Source organism: Snodgrassella sp. ESL0253 (assembly GCF_013344965.1).
Classification (GTDB): domain Bacteria; phylum Pseudomonadota; class Gammaproteobacteria; order Burkholderiales; family Neisseriaceae; genus Snodgrassella; species Snodgrassella alvi_B.
This window is the reverse complement of sequence record NZ_JAAEDQ010000013.1, coordinates 16,966-40,277: the sequence shown is the minus strand read 5'-3', so window position 1 is coordinate 40,277 and position 23,312 is coordinate 16,966. Positions and strand designations below refer to the sequence as shown.

Below are 23,312 nucleotides of genomic sequence, written 5' to 3'. Positions count from 1 at the left end.
TTTAATGTGTCTGCGGTTAAAATTTTAGATTTCACTGACGTTTTTACCCTGTAAGGCACGCTGGATATTGCGGTTCATGCGTCTGGCAGCAAATTCATCAGTTGCGTGACTCAGGCTATGTATGGCATCGCGGATATCCTGTGCATTGCCATGCTCAATCTGGTGTTGGGTTTGTTCTAGCGCTGTCTGAATGGCCTGCTGTTCATCGGTGCTGAGTAAATCAGCATCCAGTGTCAGGGCGCCGTTAACCGCTGCAATAATGCTTTCTGCTTCTACTGTGGCTTCGGCACGGGCACGCTGCTGGGCATCAGTCTGTGCATGGGTAAAACTGTCTTTCAGCATTTGGGTAATAACGGTATCGTCTAGCCCATAGGAAGGTTTCACTTCAATATGAGCTTGTACGCCTGTGGTTTGCTCGCGGGCAGATACCGATAGCAAGCCATCAGCATCTACCTGAAATGTAACCCGTATGCGAGCAGCTCCGGCTGCCATCGGCGGAATACCGCGCAGGGTAAATTGTGCCAAACTGCGACAATCGGCTACCAGCTCACGTTCTCCCTGTAGCACATGAATCATCATGGCTGTTTGCCCGTCTTTAAAGGTAGTAAAATCCTGTGCACGCGCAGTTGGCAGGGTGCTGTTACGCGGAATCACTTTCTCTACCAGCCCGCCATAAGTTTCCAGACCCAGTGATAATGGGGTTACGTCCAGCAGCAGCCATTCATCATCATTTTTGTTGCCTGCCAGCACATTAGCCTGCATGGCAGCTCCTAGTGCCACTACTTCATCGGGATTGAGGTTATTCAGCGGCGTTTGGCCAAAGAAGGTGGCTACTGCCTGCTGCACATGCAGCATGCGGGTAGCACCACCCACCATGATTACGCCTTTGATATCAGTTTTGCTGATATTGGCATCACGCATGGCCTGTTTAACTGGTTCCAGTGTTTTGGCTACCAGTGGCTGCGTTAACTGATGGAAGGTATCGCGACTGATATCAGTGAGAATCTGCTGGCCGTCGGAAAGGGTAGCTGCAATAGTGGTTGATGCTTCATTGGTCAGGGTTTCTTTAGCTGCCCGCGAGAGCGATTGTAATAGTGCACTATCCTGCGCATTTAACTGTGATAGTTTATTCTGTTCCAGTAACCAGCAGAACAGGCGTTGATCGAAATCGTCACCACCCAAGGCGCTATTGCCGTTAGTTGCCTTAACTTCAAATAGGCCGCGGCTTAAGATTAAAACCGATACATCAAATGTTCCGCCACCGAGGTCGTAAACGATGAATGTTCCTTCTGCTGCATTATCCAGACCATAGGCAATGGCGGCTGCGGTTGGCTCATTCAGTAACCGCAGAACATGCAAACCGGCCAGCCGGGCGGCATCTTTGGTTGCCTGACGCTGTGCATCGTCAAAATAGGCTGGTACGGTAATAACAGCACCGGCAAGTTCACCGCCCAGGCTGTTTTCTGCCCGTGTTTTCAGTACGCGCAGGATATCAGCAGAAACTTCTATCGGGGTTTTATTACCGGCGCGGGTGTGAATATTGATGATGCGCTCATCATTAGTAAAATGATAAGGCAAATAGCGGGTTTCAGATTGATTTCTGATGTCGTCAAGGGTACGGCCAATCAGACGTTTAGCGGAACTGATGGTGTTGGTTGGATCAATGCGCTGGGCTTTTAATGCATCTGTGCCTACTTCCGGGGGACAATCCTGTTGATAACGTACAACTGAGGGCAGTGCAATCTGCCCCTGTTCATCTGCCAGACATTCTGCATGGCCACTGCGTACGGTGGCTACCAGACTATTGGTTGTACCCAGATCAATACCAACGGCACGGCGGTGTTCATGCGGGGCGGCGGATAGGCCGGGTTCGGCAATTTGCAATAAGGCCATAATCTGAATTTTGTCCTGATTTTAAAAATTACTTAACGATTTGATTTTTTCTCAAACCATGTTTGCTGCTATAACGTTGATGGTATCAGGGCAGTGCTGCCTGAATTTCTGTCTGTAATTTCTGTAAAAAACGCCCCTGACGTACCAGCTCGGCCGCTTTTTCCGTTTGATTCTGCGTGAAAGCAGTATTCAGCTCCCGATACAATCTGTCTTGTTGCAGCTGAATGGTTGCGGCCAGCTCCTGTAGGGTTGCCGCATCAGCTTCGGCACGGGCATCTTCCAGTGTTTCACGCCATTGCATTTGTTGCATTAAGAAATCGGCTGGAAAATGGGTGTGTTCAGGTGCGTCTGCATCAATATTCTGCTGTTGTAACAAATACGCTGCACGATCTAATGGATTGCTCAGGATACGATAAGCTTCGTTTACCGTGGTTGCCAACATCATTGCCTGTTTTTGTTCGAAAGCACTTTTGGCCGCAAATTTATCCGGGTGACATTGTGCGGCCAGCAGACGATAATTCTGCTCAAGCTGTTTGTCGTCAATATTAAACTGTTCGGGTAATTGAAAAAGTGCAAAGTATTGGTTCATGCAGCTCACCTTAGGGTGACAACAGGGTTGAAGCAGAGATGGCCAGACGGTGTAAACCGAGTTTTTACCGGTATTCTGCTTTTTCAGAAAAATAAAATTTGGCTGTTTTGACCTCGGCTGCGGTATTTGCCAGCAAATTTATAGCTTTCAGACAAAAACGGCTACTGCTTAAACGTGAAAGCTTTCACCACAGCCACATTCGTCTTTGGCATTGGGATTGGCAAATTTAAAACCTTCCTGCAAACCTTCTTTGACAAAATCAAGTTCGGTGCCATCCAGATAGACATGGCTTTTGGGGTCAACAAATACTTTGACACCATGTTGCTCAAAAAGTAAATCTTCTGGCTGGATATGGTCGACAAATTCCAGAGTATAAGCCATGCCCGAACAACCACTGTTTCTGACACCAAGACGAATGCCTTCGCCTTTACCACGTTTGGTCAGATAGTTACTAATGTGCTGGGCAGCTTTTTCAGTCAGAGAAATCATGTTCTCTCCTGTTTAAACTTCTCCTGAATTTAGCGCAAGGCATATTCAGGATTTGTTACGGTTAAAACGGCGTTTATATGAAGAGAGAAAACAGCGTTTGATTTCTATTTTCTCTTCACAATTAACGCAAAAACGCGTGCCAGTGTACTGAGTCTGGCGCTCGAGTGATATTGGTTCACTACATTCCAGACAATATTGTCTGGTACACATTTTGATATTGTTTAGGCGTACTGCATTAACCTGATGATTATCATTATTTTCAGTAGTGGATTCGTCATTATTTGCGGTACTACCAAAAATCATCATGTTACTCGTTATGTTTTTTTCGATAATCAGCTACAGCAGCCTTAATAGCGTCTTCGGCCAGAATAGAGCAGTGGATTTTTACCGGAGGTAAGGCTAGCTCTTCAGCAATGGCACTGTTTTTAATAGCCAGTGCTTCATCCAGACTTTTACCCTTTACCCATTCAGTAATCAGGCTGGAGGAGGCAATGGCAGAACCACAGCCATAGGTTTTGAATTTGGCATCTTCAATGATACCGTTATCACTTACCTTGATTTGCAATTTCATAACGTCTCCACAGGCTGGTGCGCCCACCATCCCTGTGCCCACATTCTGGTCGCCCTTTTCAAAAGAACCGACGTTGCGTGGATTTTCATAATGATCAATGACTTTATCGCTGTAGGCCATGATGTGTTCCTTTTACAATTATTTTGATGCTCGAGAAAATAAAATCTTTTCTATCTTCGCAGCAAATAACCTATATTGTAGTGTACTGCCCTGCTTTGCCAACAGGGCAGAAGAAGATTGTTTCCGTGTAGACGGATTAATGGGCTGCCCATTCTACACTGCTCAGATCAATGCCTTCCTGATGCATTTCCCATAGCGGTGACAGCTCACGTAGTTTACCAATTTTGGATTTAATCAGTTCTGCGGCGTAATCCACTTCGGCTTCAGTGGTAAAGCGCCCGAAAGTAATTCGCAGTGAACTGTGAGCCAGTTCATCATTGCGCCCAAGTGCACGCAGTACGTAGCTCGGTTCCAGACTGGCTGATGTACAGGCAGAACCACTGGAAACGGCAATGTCCTTAACCGCCATAATCAGGCTTTCACCTTCAACAAAGTTGAAACTGATATTCAGATTCTGATAAACACGATGTTGCAGGTCGCCATTGATATACACTTCTTCGACATCTTTAATAGCATTCAGAAAGCGCTCGTGCAGTGCCTTGGCATGAGCATTGTCCTTATCCATTTCCAGCCGTGCCAGCCGGAATGCTTCGCCCATGCCGACAATCTGATGAGTGGCCAGCGTACCGGAGCGGAAACCGCGCTCATGCCCGCCACCATGCATCTGGGCATTCAGGCGAACACGCGGCTTGCGCCGTACGTATAAAGCACCGATACCTTTAGGCCCGTAGGTTTTGTGTGCCGACATGCTCAATAAACCAATCTGATTGGCTTTTACGTCGATATGCACCTTGCCGGTAGCCTGTGCTGCGTCAACATGAAAAATAATGCCTTTTTCGGCGCAGATAGCACCAATGGCCGCAATATCCTGAATCACGCCAATTTCATTATTCACCCACATTACGCTAACCAGAGTCGTATCCGGGCGAATAGCTGCCTCTAGTTCAGCCAGATCAATCAGGCCATTTTCCTGTACACCCAGATAGGTAACTTCAAAACCTTCGCGCTCAAGCTCGCGCATGGTGTCCAGTACGGCCTTATGTTCGGTTTTGACCGTAATCAGATGTTTACCTTTACTGGCATAAAATTGTGCGGCACCTTTTATGGCCAGATTATCGGATTCAGTTGCGCCAGAAGTGAAAATAATTTCTTTTGAATCAGCACCAATTAACGCTGCAATTTCATTACGCGCATTTTCAACTGCTTCTTCTGCCTGCCAGCCAAAACCATGGCTGTTGGAGGCCGGATTGCCAAATAACTCAGTCAGGTACGGAATCATTTTTTCTGCCACGCGCGGGTCAACCGGCGTAGTAGCTGAATAATCCAGATAAATAGGAAGTTTTACGGTCATTGTCGTGTTCTCTTTAATTTAATATCCATGGCAGCGCAGGAGTTAATGCAGATTTATCAGAGTGATCGGCTGCTCAAGGCTGCTTTTTTGTTCGTTACTGTTATTACGGTAGGTTTGCTGGTTCAGAATACATTGCAAAGTAATCCCACGCAGATAGCCGTCTATGGTTTTATTCAAGTTGGCCCATAAGTCATGCGTCAGACAGGGCGTACCATCCTGACAATCAGCGTTGCCGCCACATAACGTAGCATCCAGAGTGTCTTCTGCCGCAGCAATAATGTCGGCAATATTGATTTGGGCAGCATCATGACTTAAAACATAGCCACCACCCGGACCACGAATACTTTCTACCAGCCCGGCACGGCGTAATTTGCCAAACAGCTGCTCAAGATAGGACAGGGAAATGCGCTGGCGTTCGCTAATTGCAGTCAGGTTTACCGCACCAGATTGCGCATGCATGGCTAAATCCAGCATGGCAATGACAGCAAAGCGCCCCTTGGTGGTTAAACGCATGACAAAACCCGAAATAGATTGACAATAGGTGAATTATCTAATACCCGACAATTTTAGTCAACTTTATTCATGGGTAAATCAAGGAATTATGCTAGATTTAACCTTATCCAGAATAAATAAAATATACTGAATACCAGACAACCTATGCCGGTTAAAATACTTTAGACGATAATACTGGCCTGATGATTTACCTGTTATAGCCTGATAAAGCCATTTAACCGGAGTAGTTAATCTCTTTTGTCCATTCGGATAATGCCATCAAAATCGGGCTAAGCGACTGGCCTTTATCAGCAAGCGCATAGCTAACCTGCATCGGCGGTTTATTCCCTTTTACTGTTTTTACTGTTTGGGAAATCAAACCATCTCTTTCCAGTTGTTTGAGTTGTAAGCTTAACGTTATCTCCGTAATATCGGGCATGTTTCTTCTGAGCTCACCAAATTTTTTTGCTTGTTACGCAAATAATAAAGAGTTATAGCCTTTTTTAAAATACTACTGAACTAATTGGAGTAGATAAAACTTTTATAGTGCTCGTTCAAAGAGGGGATAATCATGGTACTGATGATTCTTGTTCACCCGGATTTTGACCATTCAGTAGCGAATAAGGCAATCAGTACAGATTTAGCCTTAAAAATGCCTGACCTTGAAATCAGGAGTATTCATCATTTATACCCTGATTATCAGATTGATATCAGCGCCGAACAGGCAGCCTTACTCAGGCACAAACTTATTATCCACCAGTACCCGATATATTGGTTTAATATGCCAGCCATTTTAAAAATCTGGTTTGATCAGATATTCAGTTATCAATTTGCTTATGCTTCCAAAGGGGATAAACTGAAAAATAAAAAATACCAGTAAGTATGACTGTTGGGCAGCCAGAAGAGAATTTTAAATTAGAAAATTATTTTCTTATCAATAATTTTCTGCAAGCTGTGAAAAAATCAGCAGAATATGCGCAAATGGATTATTTAGGCTATATTACTTTGTATGGTGTGCCCTCTGTTTCAGGGATAGTCAAAGAAAAAAAGGGTAACAAAAACAAGACAGCATAGTCTGAAGTTATTTAATCTTATTCAGCAATACTGCTAAAGATGTAAAGATATTTCTAATAGTAAATGTGCTGAAAGATAACCGTGGTAATCAGCGGAACCACTTGCGCACAGTATCAAGGCCACCAAAGCGTACACTGATTGAAGTAGCCGCTTGTGTTTTCGGCTTCGCATGATAGGCCACACCAAAGCCAGCGGCCTGTAACATCGGAATATCATTGGCACCATCACCCATTGCTACAACCTGCAAATTGTCCAGTCCAAGTTTATCCTTATATTCAGCCAGTAAATCGGCTTTGGCCTGTGCATCGATAATTCTGCCAGCCAGTTCGCCGGTTAGCACATCATTTTTGACAACCAGCTGATTGGCAAAAGTATAGTCAAGCCCGTATTGCTGTTGTAACCGTTCAGTAAAATAGGTGAAACCACCGGAAACAAGCATAAACTTAACGCCATACTCATGACACTGCTGTAACAGCCATTCCGCACCCGGTGACAATTTCAGCACCTCTTCATATACACGCTGTAGTTCAGTAACCGGTAAACCTTTTAACAGCGCTACCCGCGCACGTAATGACTGCTCAAAATCAATTTCACCACGCATGGAACGTTCGGTTATAGCCGCAACCTGTGACTGCAAGCCCACACCGGCAGCAATTTCATCCACACATTCAATCGTAATCAGCGTGGAATCCATATCGCTGATAATCAAGCCCAAATCAGCAAAACTCTGGTCTGGCACAATGGCAAAATCAATCTGCTGCTCAAGTAATTGAGCCTGCACTGATTCAGCTAGCTGAAAATCCGCACTAACTGGCAGCCGCAGTACAGAATCATCAAATGTATACTCTGGTGTTGGCGGGATAATCGTATGTAAAGCGGATAAATTACACTGGCGCAAAGCAGCATTTTGTAAAACCAGAACTAAAGACATGACAAATACACAGCTTGACAAAAATAGCTAGTATAGACACCGGCATCATGGTTGACAATAAACAGCCAGAAAAGAAATCACCATCGAAAAAGAAGAAAGATAATGCGGATAAATTTAAATTTAATTAACATAATAAAAAAATAAAAAAACATAATTTACACTATATTCTTAAAATCTAAAGAAAAAACACAAACCAGTTTGTACAATGCTGCTTTTTGTCCAAAATGGCGGTCGTGCAAGGATAAATTAATATCCAGAAATTTTAATATTATTGCTATCATTCTGGGTCGCATCTTTATGGAGTTATTACATGCAACACCCCTCAACCACCTCATCGGCGGTCGATCAATACCGGGAACTTACCATTCGCGGCATGATCTTAGGTGCATTAATCACAGTAATATTCACTGCATCTAACGTGTATCTGGGGCTGAAAGTTGGCCTGACATTCGCATCATCCATACCTGCTGCCGTGATATCCATGGCTGTACTGAAATGTTTTCGGGGTTCAAATATTCTTGAAAATAACATGGTGCAAACACAGGCATCCGCTGCCGGCACCCTGTCGTCAATAATCTTTGTTTTACCCGGCCTGTTAATGATTGGCTACTGGCAGGGGTTTCCATTCTGGCAAACAACTCTTATTTGTATTGCCGGTGGTATTCTTGGTGTCATCTTCACCGTGCCATTACGCCATGTGCTCGTAGTCAACAGTGATTTACCCTATCCGGAAGGTCTGGCGGCCGCTGAAATTCTGAAGGCTGGTGACCACAATCAACCACAGGAAAGCGAAGACGACACACCGCAAAGCGGGGTTAAACAGATTGTTACCGGCGGCATATTGTCAGGTATTTTCAGCTTTCTGGTTAGTGGGTTGCGTGTAGTCAGCGAAAGTGCCAGTGCCTGGTTTAAAGTAGGCGGTGCAGTGTTTCAGGTACCAATGGGATTCTCTCTGGCTTTATTGGGAGCCGGCTGGCTGGTTGGCATTACCGGCGGTATTGCCGTATTACTGGGTATGTTTTTCTCATGGGGAATAGCGGTACCGTATTTCACCAGTACCACTCCCATGCCGGAAAATGCTCAGATGGTGGATTTCGCCATTAATCTATGGGTTACCAAAGTCCGCTATATTGGTGCCGGTGCCATCGCTGTGGCCGCAATATGGACATTAATAACCCTGTTCAAACCCATGCTTGAAGGCATGAAATTATCTTTTCAGGCCTTTAGCTCCGGTTCGGATACTAGCCAATCACAACAACGGGTAAATCAGGATTTATCGCCCAAAACCATGTTGCTGATAATTCTGATAACTCTGATTATTCTGATTGCTACCTTCTACAGTTTTATTGCCAGCGCACCGATTTCTTTCGGTATGGCCTGTGCTTTGGTCGCATGTGCCACTATTATGGCTTTTATCATTGGTTTTCTCGTGGCCGCAGCCAGTGGCTATATGGCCGGCCTGATTGGTTCCTCTTCCAGCCCGATATCCAGTATCGGTATTGTCTCCATCGTTATCATATCTCTGGTATTTATGGTAATCGGTCAGTCCAGTGGTATTTTTTCCATGGCTGGTGGCAATCAGTTTATGACCGCACTGGCGCTGTTTACCGCTTCAGTAGTCATGGCTATTTCCACCATTTCCAATGATAATCTACAGGATTTAAAAACTGGCCATCTGATACAGGCCACACCGTGGCGGCAGCAGGTAGCACTGATTATTGGCAGTATTGTTGGTGCCCTCGTTATTTCACCTGTACTGGAACTGCTCTACAACGCTTACGGTTTTACCGGAGCCTTGCCACGCTCTGGTATGGATGCCACTCAGGCGCTCTCTGCTCCTCAGGCAACCCTGATGACCACAATCGCCAAAGGCATTTTTTCGCATAATCTGGAATGGACCTACATCATGGCTGGTGTATGTTTAGGTATATTCCTGATTGTTCTGGATATAGTAGTAAAACGTCTTCGTCCGGGCTTGAGTATTCCTCCACTGGCTGTAGGCATGGGTATTTATCTGCCTGCTTCTGTAAATATGCCAATTTTTATCGGCACCGTACTTTCATACTTTTGTATGCGCCATATCAGAAAACGTCATACAGATCCAAAAATTCAGGCGCGTGAACTGAAAGCCACAGACCGTCGCGGTACTTTATTAGCAGCTGGCCTGATCGTTGGTGAAAGTATCGTTGGCGTAGTAATGGCGATGATAATTGTTGCTTCTATTGCTCTAGGAGAGGGTGAAGCGCCTCTGGCATTGAATCTGCACAACTGGGATACAATGAGTCAGGTATTAGGACTGGTTTTCTTTGTTTCAGCCATAATGATTCTAGTTAGACAAATTCTGAAAAAATAATTGTGTTATTTAAAATAAAAAAACAGCGCTTTTAAAGCGCTGTTTTTTTATTTTATTGTTCCATGCAAAAATCCATTAATTCAAGCAGTTATTTCAATAATAAAACATTTCAAATATTAATTTATATACTGCTCTATCCATTTGCACAAATAGTGTTATCAATTCAATTATTTTTGGTCTTGAAAAGAATATCAATACTTAGTGAAAAAATAAAATCCAGTTTAATTCGATTTTGGCACGCCTACAGGGATTCGAACCCCGGTTGCCGCCGTGAAAGGGCAGTGTCCTCGGCCACTAGACGATAGGCGCATAAATAGCAAATGAGTGTGGATTATTCCCTCAGTGCGCATATAGGTGTCAATTTATGTGAGCGGGCTTATATCTACAAATCTCACATAGAGTAGACAATTTTAGCAGGTTTAATGGCTACAATAAATAGCTTTCAATAGAATTACTATAGTGTCATTTTGCAGATTTTGGTGCTATTCATTTTATCTTTAAGGCAAAATGTATAATTTAAAAATCATATTTAAATAAATTCTATTTTCACAAATTAATTTTTAATAATTGTCTTGTAGAAGCAAATCAATCGATGAAGTAAATATAAATTAAATTTATTTTAAATTAAAGTTTGGCTTATTAGTATAGGTTTGTTACTATAATATTAATATATAAATATTAATTTTCAAAGGTGGAAAATATGGCTTATTTTATAGTTACCGCAGCTGATGGTAATAAGGCAATTATTAATGGTAATATGATTAATAAAGTGATTGATTATGGTTCCTATCGTGCCATATATCAAGGAAGTGATACTAATCACTATGCAGTTCGGGATAGCTTATCTAGCATTCAGACTGCTTTGAACAAGTAAAGAAAGGCTATACAGGTTAAATTTTTATCTTTTTGATGAGGAATAAAGAAAAATGAAAACTGATTTAACTTACATTGTAATGACACTATTGTTTTTATTTTCAATTAGCAATGTATTTGCATATAAACCCTCTCAGTTTGATAAAATACGCCTGAAACAGAGTTGTAAAAACGAGCAGGAGTCACCGTTTAAAGACTTCGTCGGTACGCCCAGTTGTGATAGGCTGAAAAAAATCGAAATTGAGGAAAATCAGCCCACCTACCGGGTAATACATGAACAGTAATTTTTAAATTTTTGTTTGGAAAGCTAGGTATTAATCGCAGCCTGATCAGGCCAATCAGACTACTAAGCTACCAAATAATGTGCTACTGAAAGCCTATTGCGTTGTAAGTTTGGTGCAATTTTACTGCTAAATATGCTGTTGGTTTCAATAGACTACATGGGTTCAGCAGCCCGAAGAACTAGACAAGTCAAGCGTGAATGCTTTGTATTTTATGTGGTCTCATGTGTATATGCTATTAATGAGCTTTCAAATGATGATCAATAGCAGTGAGGCTTCGTTCTGCTAGTTTTAGTTCCGGTTTATCAATCCCGCTATTATTTGCTACTACAAATTGGCAGTTGAGCTTAAATTGTTTTATTTATCATGTGATTTTGTCTGTTGTGGCTATGTTTATCCTTGATTACAATTCAATAATGCATTTAAATTTTTTGCGAATATAGTAAATCACAAGTTGTCATACAAAGTGATTAGTTTAATACAATTATTACTGACATTATTTAGATTTATTTCATTTCTAAATGGCAAATTATACAAATCATCCAGCTTGCTAGATATTTTCAATGTTGCTGTTAAGCGAGTTGGAGCAATAATTTAAAAAGCTGGATAAAAAGAAATAATTTGTTTAAACTGCTAGTGAAACAGAACGACAAGGTGTTGCAGCACCCTGTCGTTGTTGTTAGTACTTAAGAGAACTTACTGAATATGTAAATTAAAAATGATATAAAATTACTGATTGAATTGAAGAGTTTTCCTAATTCAATAAGGATTTGTATCAACATATTTACTTCCTTTCTTTTTTACTAAAGTTTCAATTGGGGTGGGGCAATTATTCATAACTTGCCCCTACTTCTTCAGCTCTTTCTTTAAATCGTGCATATAAATGTTTTAAACAAGTTTGTTGAAATTCTCCTTTTTCATTTAATTCATTCATTACCTTTACTGGGTCTCTTAGCAATATATAATGGTATGGGCCTGTATGTCCTTCATAGCTTTTTATTAGGCCGTATTCAACTAATTTAGCCATTCTTGTTTTCCATGTATCTTTTGCTCTTTCACGAGTGAAACCTGCCTCAATAGCAAATGCTGTTGGATTATCAATTTTCATAAAGCTGAAATCTGGTTGTCTGGCCCATAAGCAAAAATATGTATGCCCAATGGGCTTCCCTTTAGTTAAGACATCCAAAATTTGCATCGTAATAGGTAATACTCTTGGAATAGTGGCAAAACCATTCATTGTTTTTCGATCCCAATAATCCTTTTCTTCATAAGATTTAATATCAGTTTCTTTAAATTTTTGCTCTAAACGCTCTCTTAAAGATTTCCTTGATCTTTTTTCAATAGCATGCCCCTTTAGTTGGCTGTCGACTTCTGGATTTGAATTTTCCATGTGTAAATCCTTGTTTTCCATATTAATAATTTCACTATTATTCATAGCTGCTCCTTATTCATATACATTTAATTTAGCACAAAATTTTGGTATTAATATTAAAAAGATGTTTCTACAATTGCAGTATTTTTTATTAAAAAATACATCGAAATGTAATTTAAATTTATTTTTTTTGATTCGAATTGTAATATATATTGTAATATAATATAATAAAATTTTAACCAATACAAATTCTTATGAATTTTATTTGGTGCTCTAGTTATCTATGTACTTATTGATCTGTGCTTATTTACTCGGGGGATATTTAAGGGGGGAGTTGTTTTCTTAAAAATAATTTAACTGTATGTGCATGTGGCAATAAAGTTTCTAAGTGGATTCATTTGGTTATGTATCTCTACTTGAAACCCAATCCTTTGCCCCAGCTTATTCTTAAGATTGTTAATTTCTACTTTGAGCCCATGCAACTGCGCAACACTATCTACAATAGACAATCCCAATCCGCTGCCACTACTTTCCTGTCCGGCCGGGCGGAAAAAGCGTTCACGCAGGCGTTGCAGGTTTTCGGGAGTAACGCCGTTGCCGGGGTTGGTGATGGTGATAGTGTCGGCAGCCAGTGTTATGTTAATGGTGTTGTGTTCAGGGCTGTAGCGGATGGCGTTGTCGAGCAGATTGCGGATAAGGATGGTAAGCAGGGTATGGTCACCGGATAGTGGTAGTACGGCTGCTGGCTCAGTTTGAAACTGGCGCTGGATGCGGCAATGGCGTTCGCGTGCATACAGGTTTACGCTTTCTATGGCCTCGCTAGTGATGTCTGTCCAGTTTACTGCGGCGGTGTAGGGCGGTTCAGTAAGGGGGTCAAGACGGGAGAGGGTGAGGAGCTGATCGACCAGGTGGGTGGTGCGGTTTATGCTGTGCTCAATATTGCGTACGCGCTGTTGCTGGGCGTCGTCCAGATTGGTTAGGGCAAGGACTTCGGTTTGTACTTTGAGTGCAGCCAGCGGGCTGCGCAGTTCATGGGCGGCATCGGCGGTGAAGCGTAATTCGCGTGTGCGGGTTTGTTCGATGCGCTGGAGTAAGTCGTTCAGTGCGGTAATTATGGGCTGGATTTCGGTTGGCACGGCGCCGGATATCGGGCTAACGCTATGCGGGTCGCGCTGGTATAGGGTTTGCGCTAAAGTCTGGAGCGGTTTGGTACCACGGCGTACACCCCATGCGATTAGCCAGAGCAGTAAGGGCAGGGCAAGGATGGATACGGCCAGTTGTGACCACACGGCGCGTAATACGGTTTGCAGGCGTTCATGCATGCTGAATGCTACGGCAACTTCCAGTTGTAACCGAGCATCATGCAGGTAAAAGATACGCCATGCATGGCTTTGCCACCAGTATCCCTGATTGATAAAGCCCTGATAATTGCTTTTATAGGCAATGGTCTGGCCGGTTTCATCGGCATTAATTAGCCGCCCTTTATACCAGATAGCATAGCCAGATTCTTTGCTGTCGATAAGTCCACGCTGTGATTTGGGTATAGGTGGTAAATTTGGGTTGTAGTTGCTGTCGAGGTTAATCGGGGTATGCATGAGGCGCTGTGCCAGCTGGCTCATCTGGGTATCGCCGGCTTCGTTTATTTCATGCATAACGGCTGCCGCGCTGATAAAGGCGGTGACTATCCACAGAATGGGTAAGGTGAGGCCAAGATAGATAAGTAAACGCCGACTAATGGCTGTGGTTGCTTTCATGGCGCCTCTCCGAGCTGGTAGCCAAGCCCGCGGCGGGTACGGATGATAGTGGCACCGATTTTTTTGCGTAAATGGTGTACGTGGACTTCTACGGCATTGCTTTCGACTTCCTGCTCCCAGTTATACAGGTTGTCTTCAATCTGGGCGCGGCTGAATACGCGTTGTGGATGGGTTACAAATAGTTGTAAAAGTAACCATTCGCGCTGGGTAAGATTCAGAGGCTGGCCGTACAGGCTGGCACTACAGCTATTCAGATTAATGCTAAGCTGGCCAAAGCTGATTTCGGCACAACTAATGCCCTGACTGCGACGCATAAGAGCGTGCAAGCGGGCAATTACTTCGTCGAGGGCAAAGGGTTTGCCTAGATAGTCGTCAGCGCCGGCATTAAGGCCGGCCAGTCTGTCGGGCAGGGCATCCCGTGCAGTGAGGATCAGTACGGGGGTGCTAATACCTTGATTGCGCCAATGGCTGAGTACCTCCATGCCATCTGTTTCTGCCAGACTTAAATCAAGAATTACAGCATCGTATGGCGCAGCACTTAAGGCCTGCTCTCCCAATCGGCCAGACGCAAAGACATCACAGGCCATGCCATGCTGGCTCAGGCCGGCCTTGAGGCCATCTGCGATATCGTTGTCGTCTTCAAGAATCAGTATACGCATACTTTTTTCAGATAATAATACCGATAATTCGTCCTATCATACTGGTTAATGCCAGAGCAAGAGCACCCAGTACAACTATCCGGGTCACTGCCGGACGTTTGGGCGCGCCACCCAGATAGGCTGAGATGCAGCCAAGAATACCAAGGCCGATTATGGTAGTGATAGCCAGTGTACTCATCAGCCATACGGTTGAGCTTAATAGGGATAGTAATACTGGTAGTAAGGCACCGCAAGCAAAGGACAGGGCTGAGGCCAGTGCTGCCTGTAGGGGATTGGCTTTGCTTACTTCGGTGATACCGATTTCTTCACGGGCATGGGCTTCAAGAGCGTTGTGCTTGGTTAAGGCTTCTGCAACCTGTTGCGCCAGAGTTTCGTTCAATCCGCGCTGACGATAAATATCGGTGAGTTCTTCCAGTTCTATTTCCGGATAGCGGATAAGAGAGTCCTGTTCTTTACGTAAGTCCGCTGCTTCAGTATCGCGCTGGCTGGAAACAGAAACGTATTCTCCGGCCGCCATCGAGGCTGCTCCGGAAACGAGTGCGGCTATGCCCGATATAAGTAGTGTATGCTGATTTGGTTCGGCGGCAGCCAGCCCCATGAGCAGGCTGGCGGTAGAAATCAGGCCATCGTTTGCGCCCAGAACGCAGGCACGTAACCAGTTATTACGATTGGAAAAATGCTGTTCATGATGCCATGATTGACTCATTTCAGACTCCTGATAAGTACAAAATGGTACTTTGCAGAAATATAATGCTACCGTATCACAACGTCACTGGCTGTTGGCGCGTTTTACCTTAAGCTTCACTTAAGGCTGTTTTTTTACACTTGTTTCTGTTTGGTTAACAGGGGCTGGTGATGCAGTCTAAGTGGGTAATAAGCAGTAATCGGATAGTGTTATTGCTGAGCGCTTATCTTTTAGTGATACTGAATATGGGTTTCTGGCATTATCTGTTCCAGCATGTGAGCCTGAATAATAATAATGTCATTTTTTGGTTAACTGTGCCCATATTGATGCTGGCTGCAATGAATTTCTGTATGCAATTGCTGTTCTGGCCATATCTGCATCGGCTGATGGTGCCACTGCTGTTATTACTGAGTTCCGCGGTGAGCTATGCAGTGATGATGCAGAATGTTTATTTTGATGCCAATATGCTGCAAAATATTCTTCAGACTAATCTAGGTGAGGCGGGTGCCTGGTTAACGCCGCAATTCTGGATGTGGTTGGGCATTACGGGGTTGTTACCGGCACAGTGGTATTGCTGGGGAGTGAGCATCTGCTATGCACGCCCATGGTATCGTGAGCTGGGTAGGCGGGTGGTTGCTATAGCTGCTTCTCTGGCTATAGTGGTTACTATAATTCTGCTGGCCTACGGTAGCTATATTTCTTTTTTCCGTAATAATAAAGCTGTTAATCATTTAATTGTGCCAACGAATATAATTGGTGCTGCGCTGAAAACTGCTTATAACGCATATGATGCGCATCGGCCTTTACAGCGGATTGGGCTGGATGCCAGCCATCAGCGCCGTGGGCAAAAGCGTTTGCTGGTGCTGGTGGTGGGTGAAACCACGCGGGCGCAGAGCTGGGGGCTGAATGGCTATCAGCGTCAGACCACGCCAGAACTGGCAGCAATGGGAGAGAATATAATTAATTTTCCGCAGGTAACTTCCTGTGGTACTGCCACAGCAGTTTCTTTACCGTGTCTGTTTTCCAATATGCCACGCCAGCACTATAAAGCCAATCTGGCCAAACATCAGGAAGGTTTACTGGATATTTTGCAACGCGCAGGTGTGGATGTGCTCTGGCGTGATAATGATGGTGGCTGCAAGGGAGTATGCGAGCGTATCCGTCATGTGGATATGCGGGATTGGGCACCTGATTTAAAATGCACTGGTGATGGCTGTCTGGATGAAAGTCTATTGATTAATTTGCGTACCGTAATGGCCAGATTACCTGATGATGCAGTGCTGGTGTTGCATACGATGGGCAGCCATGGGCCGGCTTATTACCAGCGTTATCCAGATGCATTCCGGCATTTTATGCCTACCTGTGATACCAACCAGATTCAGCAGTGTACGACTGAACAGTTACGCAATACCTACGATAATACAGTGCTATACGCAGACCATATACTGGCAGAAATTATTAGACTATTGCAAAGCCAAACTGGTTTGGCCAGTGCGATGTGGTATTTTTCTGACCACGGTGAATCACTGGGAGAAAATGGTATGTATCTGCACGCTACACCTTATGCTATTGCACCAGCGGAACAAACCCATATACCCATGCTGTTGTGGGTCAATCATGATTTTGCCCGCACAAGCAAGCTGGATATACATTGTCTGCGCCAGCATGCGCGGCGGCAGGCGTTTTCACACGATAATATTTTTCATTCGGTATTGGGATTAATGGATGTGAAAACCAGCGAATACCAGACACAACTGGATTTGTTTGCACCGTGCCGGCAGAAATGATTTTCAGGATTTGATTGTAATATAAGCTGCCGGATGGCCATTTTAGCTGTGATTTGAATCGTTAATATTTATGTTTGGCTGAATTCAGACTTGGTATCTGCAAATTGTTGTAACCATTCTTGGGTTGCCGGTATATCAAAAGCCTGACTTGCATAACTCATCAATTGCAGATTTTCAGGCAGATAAGAATCATATTTTTCCAGTTTTCTTTCTGGCACAATTTCTGCAAGTGTCCAGGCTTCACCCAATTGGGCTTGAGCAAGTTGTTGCAATACGGCTTTCACCTGTTCAATAGAAGTATCAGCTATAGTAATGATTCCTGCATTGATATCTACTGATAGTTTCTCCCGCAGTAGTAAGGTAAAAAGGGTATTAACAATTTTATCGCCTTTCCATGGCAATAAATAAACTGTATCACCAAACTGAATTAATTTCTCTGTTGCCAGTTTAAAAGCCTTGAATACATAGCAGCTTTCTTTAAACAGCTTTTTAGCGTTATTATCAGTAAAGTCTGCTTTTTTATGGGCAACCGGTATTCTGAAATCTTCATCACATAATATTCGATACATTTCTTCACGAAGAACATCATGAATATTTAGACTATTACTTTCAAATATAGGTGGCGTTCCGCCTCCAGCATGCCGAACCAGAATGATTTTCTCTTCGGTATTTATATCAATTATTTGCCAGCGTTGTCCGGCCAAAATAATATTTTGCCCGATGGTAAGCAATCCCGTTATCGGTATTGAACCAAGTATTTTATTTTCTGATATTACCCGGTATTCTTCTGGCGTATAAAAAACACTATAAAAAGTATAATGATTAACGAGTGCTTCGCCATGTTCACCTAAAACCAGAATATTATTGTGTGTTTGGGTAATTAATTGTTGTAAACCCATATGGCTGAGCAGGGCTTTAAACTGGTTGGTGGTGATGTTCTGGAAAGGGCCTTCTTTGCATAACAATTGATAAAGTTGTTCTATTCTGATGCCGCCCCATTGGGCAAGTATGGCCAGAATCTGATGCAAGAGGGTAGAGAAATGTAGCAAACCGGGATCGGCTGGCTCAAACCATTTACTGCCGATTAACAGGCGCACCATAGCCAGTGACTGAATCAGCTCCAGGTGTAACAAATCAATTAAATCGGATTTTTCTGTTATTTCCCGTTCGGCTATTAACATACGTAAAACAGCGGCATTACCACGCCGGCCACTGCGCCCAACCCGCTGTCGTAAGCTAGATACCGAATGTGGACAACCTACCTGTAAAATTGAATTAACTTTACCGATATCAATACCCAGCTCCAGTGTCATGGTACAGACTGCTGTAGTAGGGAGAGTGTCTTTCTGTAAGCGTTTTTCCAATGATTCCCGCAGTGATTTGTCTAGAGAGCCGTGATGTGGAAAAAATTCATTAGGCAGATTTTTCTGTTCACACATATCACTCAGGTGTACCGAGATTGCCTCGCTTTTTGCGCGGCTATTGGCAAATACAAGATGATTACTGCCACGGCAAAAACGAAATATATCCAGACAAATCTGGTTAAAGGCGGTGGTTTTGATGATTTTGGCCGGATCATCTTTTGCCCGAACCTGCTGTTTGGGTTCCAGATAGCCGCGTACCTGCAAATTGATTAGCGAACGGGTATGTGTTTCGCGGATAATCTGGCATTTGAGCCGCTGGTTTGGGCGTAGCGATAATGGAACGCTGCTTAAATTGCCTAGCGTGGCACTTAAGGCAATACGGGGAATGGGGTCTTTTAGTTTCCCCAGAAGGTGCTCAACACGGGTTAACAGTGATAATAATTGCTGGCCTCTTTCCCGGCCAACAAAAGCATGAAATTCATCAATGATGATATATTGTAATGGCTGAAAAGCAGTTCGAAACCAGCCTGCATCATTAATAAGCATCGCCTCTAGCGATTCTGGCGTAATCAGGATGATGCCCGCAGGGGATTTTTTTAGTTTGTTTTTCTGATTTGCAGGAATATCACCATGCCATGGGGTAAGCTGCATGGATACGATTTCTGCCAAACTGTGCAGACGGCGGTACTGGTCATTAATCAATGCTTTTAAAGGGCTGATGCATAAAATACTTACACCATCCTGAATATCCATGCACCGGCTACAGGCAGGCAAAAACGCTGCTTCTGTTTTACCTGCTGCTGTTGAAGCGCTGATTAAAACATCGGTTTTTCCTGCCAGTATGGGTGCAATGGCAAGTTGCTGAATTTCGCGCAGGTTGCTCCAGCCTTGCTGGTAAATCCATTTTTTTACCTGCTGGTTAAGTAAATGATAGCCTTCCATTACAGTCTGAAACCAGTCAGGTCATCATCATCTTCGCATTCAATTTCAATATCAGAAGCTTTTTCTTCTTCCACCTCCACAGATTCAAGCAGTTGTTGCCATGAAATCTCCGGATTCTGTTCAATTACAGCAAGCATATCCAGAAAAGCCTTGATAGTATTGCGTGGGGTTCTGAAATAGGCATCGCCGATTATCTGGCTGCAATGAACCAGAAATGCAGTTAAAGAATCATCCGGTACAAGATACTTACTGCTGTCTCCGGAAGCGTAAACATGGCGCAGATTCTTGAGTAAAATATACAATTCTTCTGGTGTCAGATTGGCCAGATGCAAGGCTGGGGATGAGTAGTCGATTACCCCGGCCTGTTTGGCAAAATTATTATCTGCCAGCCGTGTTTGCAACGCTTCATAACTGTACAAACCCTTGCGGGGATCAAGCAGAAATTCTGGCGTTCCGCCCAATAAAAAGCCAATGTATTCAGCATTTCCCTGCAAGCAGTCATTTAATATGCGTAGTATTTGCTCATAGTTGGATTTTCTGGCCTGTGTATTGGTAAGTTTATACAGATTGACCATTTCGTCCAGATTAACCAGTAATCCGCTATAACCGGCCTGTCGCACAAACAGGCTCATGATTTTTAAAGCATCATAAAAAGAAGCATCAGCAATAATGGTTCTGACACCCAAATCATTACGTGCCTCGGTTTTGGTACTGTATTCAGCTCTCAGCCATTTAATCGCACAGGCTTTTAGTTGCTCATCATCCTGTTCACTGGCTTTCCAGTAGGCTTCAATGACTTTGGCGAAATCATAGCCGCCAACCATTTCCGAAATAGCGGCGAGTCTCTGATGAATGATTTGTTCCACACTGTTGCCGATGCTATCAGCTTCTTTTTGAACCTGAGTAACGAATTTTTCTACAACGCTGGTCAGAGCATTACCATCCGGCTTGTTGCGCGTAGACATATTTTTCATTAATTCAGAATAGAGACTTTTAGCCTGTCCGTTGGTTCCATGCACACGCCGGTCTGGGGATAAATCGGCATGCAGAGTTACAAATTTCTGTTCCAGAGCAATTGCACGCACCACGCTCATAAAAAACGTTTTACCAGAACCATAATCTCCAATAATCAACCTGAAAGCGGCGCCACCGTCTTCAATGCGTTTGATATCCTGTATCATGGCTTTCAGTTCATTAACGCGGCCTACCTGAATATGCTGTATACCAATTTTCGGGGTAACGCCTGATTTCAGGGATTGAATAATCGCGTCTCTTTCTTTTGCTCTGATTCTTTTTTCTGTCATCATCTTATCCTTGCAGCTCGGCCAGTATTTCAAAATCTATATAAATATCATCATCTTCTTCTATCAGCGGTGCATCCACGCATGCATATGCCCATTCATTGATGGTTTCAATGGCGCCGTCTGGCAATAAATTAAGCTGTTTGCATCGCTCTAGATATTCGTCATGCGTCCAGTGCTCCTGAGTAATTAAAATGTCAAAGAGCTGTTGATGCGTGTTGTCGAGCTTTTGACTATCGTGTATTTCGGTCTGTGGAGGTTGCTGCTCCTCTTTTTCATTATCAGCAAAAATTGCACCTAATAGCGACTGCACATCACTGGTTTGGCTTTCATGTAATTTGAGAACAGCAGCATCAAGAATTAAGTTTTCTGGTTTGTCTGCGGCAGTTTTGGTATGTTCAGATATTGTTACCGGCTGCGTTTGCACAGATTGGGCAGTAGAAACAGACAATGTATGAATATCACTGGCAACTGTGGATTTATCCAATCCTAAAGCTGTATATAATTTCTCAATCTGTTTGATTTCCCTGGTTTCAACCACACCATCTGCCAGCGCAATGTAAATAAGCAGATTACTGATGATTTTTTTCTGGCTGGAATCCAGTTTTTCTATTTTGTCTTTCAAACCCTGCATGCCATAAGTGTTATTAAGGCACCAGATAAGAAAAGCATGCAAGTACTGTTTTTCTGCATCCTGCAAGTATTTATTAGAATCAATAAAATATCTTAGCAGCTCTTTTTCTTTATCATGAATAAAGCCATCAATATTTGCTACAAGCACGCCCAGTCTTAACAGCAGCTCGATAGAGCGGAATTCCTGACTTGGCAGCAAATTTGCTATATTCTGCAATTGATACAATACAACAAAACCATCGGGATTGATTTTAATCTGCTGAATTCGACTATCAGGAACCATAGCCAGTCCGAATTTGCTTACTACCCGCTGCATCAGCGCATTTTCTTTTTTATTGATTGCTTTGGGTAAATCAGTACGGATATTTTTCCAGAAATCTCGTACCGAAGCCAATCCATTCTGCTCCAGCAAAACATGGTTAACCCATTGCCTGAACTGGCTAATAACAGGCGAATTGTTTGCATTGAGCAATTCAACCGGTAACAGCATTAAAGCGTCAAAATCGTCGCGGGAAGAATTTTCTCTGGCTAAATATCGACTATAGTCGCCCAGTTGATCCGTGCATTGTTCAGCAATAGCAATTAAATTTTTTAAGGGTGTTTTTAATATGCTTGGGTCTGGTAGATTGGTATTATCCCATTGATAATAGCCAGCGGAACGATTGGCAGCCTGATAATCTATTTTTAACCTGGTTTTATTTGGCTTAATCAACATTCCGTCAGCAAAATATTCTTTAAATTTAAGAAAGAAAAGCTGTTGAAATTCCTCTTTACAGCGCCGTGCGGCTGATCTGAAATAATATTCAGGTGAGTAGCGCAACCAGTCTAGTGCCAGACTCGCTTTTATTGGCTTTTCATTTTTTACCGTTACCGCCAGTATCAATTTAAAAAACAATTCATTGGAAAACTGAAACAATTCATTTTTCAGGTGTTTAGTGATACTTGGGCGTAAATAAATCATTAAGGCCAGTAAATTACCTGAATAATTATTGAAAGAATTATTACTGCCATAAATCTGCCGCAAACGTACTATTTCATGAAAGATTTCAAGATATTCCTTTACCTCTATCGAATGGATGGCATCTTTATTGGCAATAATGCGCCGCTCCAGCCCATAAAAATACAGGAATACATATCCTATTGGCATATTTTGGTGAGAGCGGTCTGATGCCAGCCAGTCAAGGTATACACCACGACATTGTTGTGACAGTCCAGTATAACTTGGCCAGTAGCACAATGAGGCATCGGTATAAAATTCAGTATAGTTTTCAATACCCATTGGCCTGAATGCAGGCAGAGCCGGGTCAATCAGACAATCTTCTAAACTGTAACCATTTAATCCTTTCAGCCTGTTACCATAGAAAATAAATCCTCTGGCTAATTTTCGGTTGTGGATAGTAATAGATGTATCTGGTGCCAGCCATCGGCCTTCCTCAGTATTCTCAGAACCAGAAATTTTGGTGCGGCTGCCAGAGGTAATCGTAAAAGTTGCCAGTTCATCATCTACTGCTGTGTCAGCAGACTGTTTATTTTCATTATCCTGTGCCATTAACTCAGCAATGACCGTACTAACATTAGCTTGGGCAGAAGATTGTTGTGGCAGGCTGTTATTTGCTGGATTTTCTGGTTTATTGCCAGCGTTGTGGAGTGTGGCTGTAGCTTTATTTTTATTCGTACGATTGCGTGGCTTAGGTGCTGGCTGTATATGGTTTTTTTTACTGGAGAATATCACCATTAAAATACCAATAATCACAATACAAGTAAAAAACGCCATTTTAAAAAACGCCATTCCACTTTA

The 23,312-nt window shown here is 43.1% G+C and carries 21 protein-coding genes, 1 tRNA gene and 1 pseudogene; 6 read left to right on the top strand and 17 right to left on the bottom strand.

Annotation, left to right across the window (positions count from 1 at the left end):
• Positions 1–24 precede the first annotated feature (24 nt).
• The 8 genes and pseudogenes from hscA to GYX26_RS09870 all read right to left on the bottom strand — a co-directional run.
• Positions 25–1,893, bottom strand: coding sequence for a Fe-S protein assembly chaperone HscA (gene hscA / locus GYX26_RS09905; protein ID WP_174829117.1), 1,869 nt, complete (start codon positions 1,891–1,893; stop codon positions 25–27).
• An 85-nt stretch (positions 1,894–1,978) separates the two neighbouring features.
• Positions 1,979–2,482, bottom strand: coding sequence for a Fe-S protein assembly co-chaperone HscB (gene hscB / locus GYX26_RS09900; RefSeq protein WP_100113569.1), 504 nt, complete (start codon positions 2,480–2,482; stop codon positions 1,979–1,981).
• Positions 2,483–2,650: 168 nt separating this feature from the next.
• On the bottom strand, positions 2,651–2,971 hold the full coding sequence (gene iscA / locus GYX26_RS09895) for an iron-sulfur cluster assembly protein IscA (protein ID WP_100091398.1): 321 nt from the start codon (positions 2,969–2,971) through the stop codon (positions 2,651–2,653).
• Positions 2,972–3,016: 45 nt separating this feature from the next.
• A complete protein-coding gene (locus GYX26_RS09890; protein WP_100091399.1) occupies positions 3,017–3,277 on the bottom strand; it encodes a hypothetical protein in 261 nt (86 codons plus the stop codon).
• Position 3,278: 1 nt separating this feature from the next.
• Positions 3,279–3,662 carry a Fe-S cluster assembly scaffold IscU gene (gene iscU / locus GYX26_RS09885; protein ID WP_100091400.1) on the bottom strand — a complete coding sequence of 128 codons (384 nt, stop codon included), beginning with the start codon at positions 3,660–3,662 and terminating at the stop codon, positions 3,279–3,281.
• A 136-nt stretch (positions 3,663–3,798) separates the two neighbouring features.
• Complete coding sequence (locus GYX26_RS09880) at positions 3,799–5,013, bottom strand: IscS subfamily cysteine desulfurase (RefSeq protein WP_100091401.1); 1,215 nt, start codon at positions 5,011–5,013, stop codon at positions 3,799–3,801.
• Between the two features lie 42 nt (positions 5,014–5,055).
• Positions 5,056–5,526: an Rrf2 family transcriptional regulator gene (locus tag GYX26_RS09875; RefSeq protein ID WP_100091402.1), complete on the bottom strand. Its 471-nt coding sequence runs from the start codon at positions 5,524–5,526 to the stop codon at positions 5,056–5,058.
• 214 nt (positions 5,527–5,740) lie between these two features.
• Positions 5,741–5,959, bottom strand: a pseudogene (locus GYX26_RS09870) (winged helix-turn-helix transcriptional regulator); the annotation flags it as partial.
• A 117-nt stretch (positions 5,960–6,076) separates the two neighbouring features.
• On the opposite strand from GYX26_RS09870, the gene GYX26_RS11305 reads away from it, so the two are divergent.
• Positions 6,077–6,385: an NAD(P)H-dependent oxidoreductase gene (locus tag GYX26_RS11305; RefSeq protein ID WP_202984314.1), complete on the top strand. Its 309-nt coding sequence runs from the start codon at positions 6,077–6,079 to the stop codon at positions 6,383–6,385.
• A gap of 2 nt (positions 6,386–6,387) precedes the next feature.
• On the top strand, positions 6,388–6,579 hold the full coding sequence (locus GYX26_RS11300; RefSeq protein WP_202984313.1) for a hypothetical protein: 192 nt from the start codon (positions 6,388–6,390) through the stop codon (positions 6,577–6,579).
• 88 nt (positions 6,580–6,667) lie between these two features.
• Here GYX26_RS11300 and serB read toward each other — a convergent pair whose 3' ends face one another.
• A complete protein-coding gene (gene serB, locus GYX26_RS09860) occupies positions 6,668–7,510 on the bottom strand; it encodes a phosphoserine phosphatase SerB (protein WP_174829115.1) in 843 nt (280 codons plus the stop codon).
• Between the two features lie 310 nt (positions 7,511–7,820).
• Here serB and GYX26_RS09855 point away from each other — a divergent pair, with 310 nt between their 5' ends.
• Complete coding sequence (locus tag GYX26_RS09855) at positions 7,821–9,863, top strand: OPT family oligopeptide transporter (RefSeq protein WP_174829114.1); 2,043 nt, start codon at positions 7,821–7,823, stop codon at positions 9,861–9,863.
• 233 nt (positions 9,864–10,096) lie between these two features.
• Here the strand turns inward: GYX26_RS09855 and GYX26_RS09850 are convergent.
• Positions 10,097–10,172, bottom strand: a tRNA-Glu gene (locus GYX26_RS09850).
• A gap of 391 nt (positions 10,173–10,563) precedes the next feature.
• Between GYX26_RS09850 and GYX26_RS09845 the strand changes: the two genes are divergently transcribed.
• Positions 10,564–10,737 (top strand): hypothetical protein, encoded by a 174-nt coding sequence (locus GYX26_RS09845; protein ID WP_174829113.1) that lies wholly within the window; start codon positions 10,564–10,566, stop codon positions 10,735–10,737.
• Between the two features lie 52 nt (positions 10,738–10,789).
• Positions 10,790–11,020, top strand: coding sequence for a hypothetical protein (locus GYX26_RS09840; protein ID WP_100091406.1), 231 nt, complete (start codon positions 10,790–10,792; stop codon positions 11,018–11,020).
• 826 nt (positions 11,021–11,846) lie between these two features.
• Here the strand turns inward: GYX26_RS09840 and GYX26_RS09835 are convergent.
• The 4 genes from GYX26_RS09835 to GYX26_RS09820 form a co-directional block, all read right to left on the bottom strand.
• Positions 11,847–12,452 (bottom strand): hypothetical protein, encoded by a 606-nt coding sequence (locus tag GYX26_RS09835; protein ID WP_174829112.1) that lies wholly within the window; start codon positions 12,450–12,452, stop codon positions 11,847–11,849.
• A gap of 290 nt (positions 12,453–12,742) precedes the next feature.
• Positions 12,743–14,143 carry an ATP-binding protein gene (locus GYX26_RS09830; protein WP_174829111.1) on the bottom strand — a complete coding sequence of 467 codons (1,401 nt, stop codon included), beginning with the start codon at positions 14,141–14,143 and terminating at the stop codon, positions 12,743–12,745.
• Positions 14,140–14,802 (bottom strand): response regulator, encoded by a 663-nt coding sequence (locus GYX26_RS09825; protein WP_174829110.1) that lies wholly within the window; start codon positions 14,800–14,802, stop codon positions 14,140–14,142. Before GYX26_RS09825 ends, GYX26_RS09830 begins: the two co-directional genes overlap by 4 nt.
• 7 nt (positions 14,803–14,809) lie before the next feature.
• Positions 14,810–15,508, bottom strand: coding sequence for a VIT family protein (locus tag GYX26_RS09820; protein ID WP_174829109.1), 699 nt, complete (start codon positions 15,506–15,508; stop codon positions 14,810–14,812).
• Positions 15,509–15,657: 149 nt separating this feature from the next.
• Here GYX26_RS09820 and GYX26_RS09815 point away from each other — a divergent pair, with 149 nt between their 5' ends.
• On the top strand, positions 15,658–17,274 hold the full coding sequence (locus tag GYX26_RS09815) for a phosphoethanolamine transferase (protein WP_174829108.1): 1,617 nt from the start codon (positions 15,658–15,660) through the stop codon (positions 17,272–17,274).
• Between the two features lie 68 nt (positions 17,275–17,342).
• On the opposite strand, the gene GYX26_RS09810 is transcribed toward GYX26_RS09815, so the two are convergent.
• From GYX26_RS09810 to GYX26_RS09800, 3 genes are read right to left on the bottom strand one after another with little or no spacing between them, the layout of a single operon-like run.
• Positions 17,343–19,580, bottom strand: coding sequence for a DEAD/DEAH box helicase (locus GYX26_RS09810; RefSeq protein WP_174829107.1), 2,238 nt, complete (start codon positions 19,578–19,580; stop codon positions 17,343–17,345).
• Positions 19,580–20,884 (bottom strand): ATP-binding protein, encoded by a 1,305-nt coding sequence (locus GYX26_RS09805; protein WP_174829106.1) that lies wholly within the window; start codon positions 20,882–20,884, stop codon positions 19,580–19,582. Before GYX26_RS09805 ends, GYX26_RS09810 begins: the two co-directional genes overlap by 1 nt.
• A gap of 4 nt (positions 20,885–20,888) precedes the next feature.
• On the bottom strand, positions 20,889–23,288 hold the full coding sequence (locus tag GYX26_RS09800) for a TerB N-terminal domain-containing protein (RefSeq protein ID WP_174829105.1): 2,400 nt from the start codon (positions 23,286–23,288) through the stop codon (positions 20,889–20,891).
• Positions 23,289–23,312: the final 24 nt, after the last annotated feature.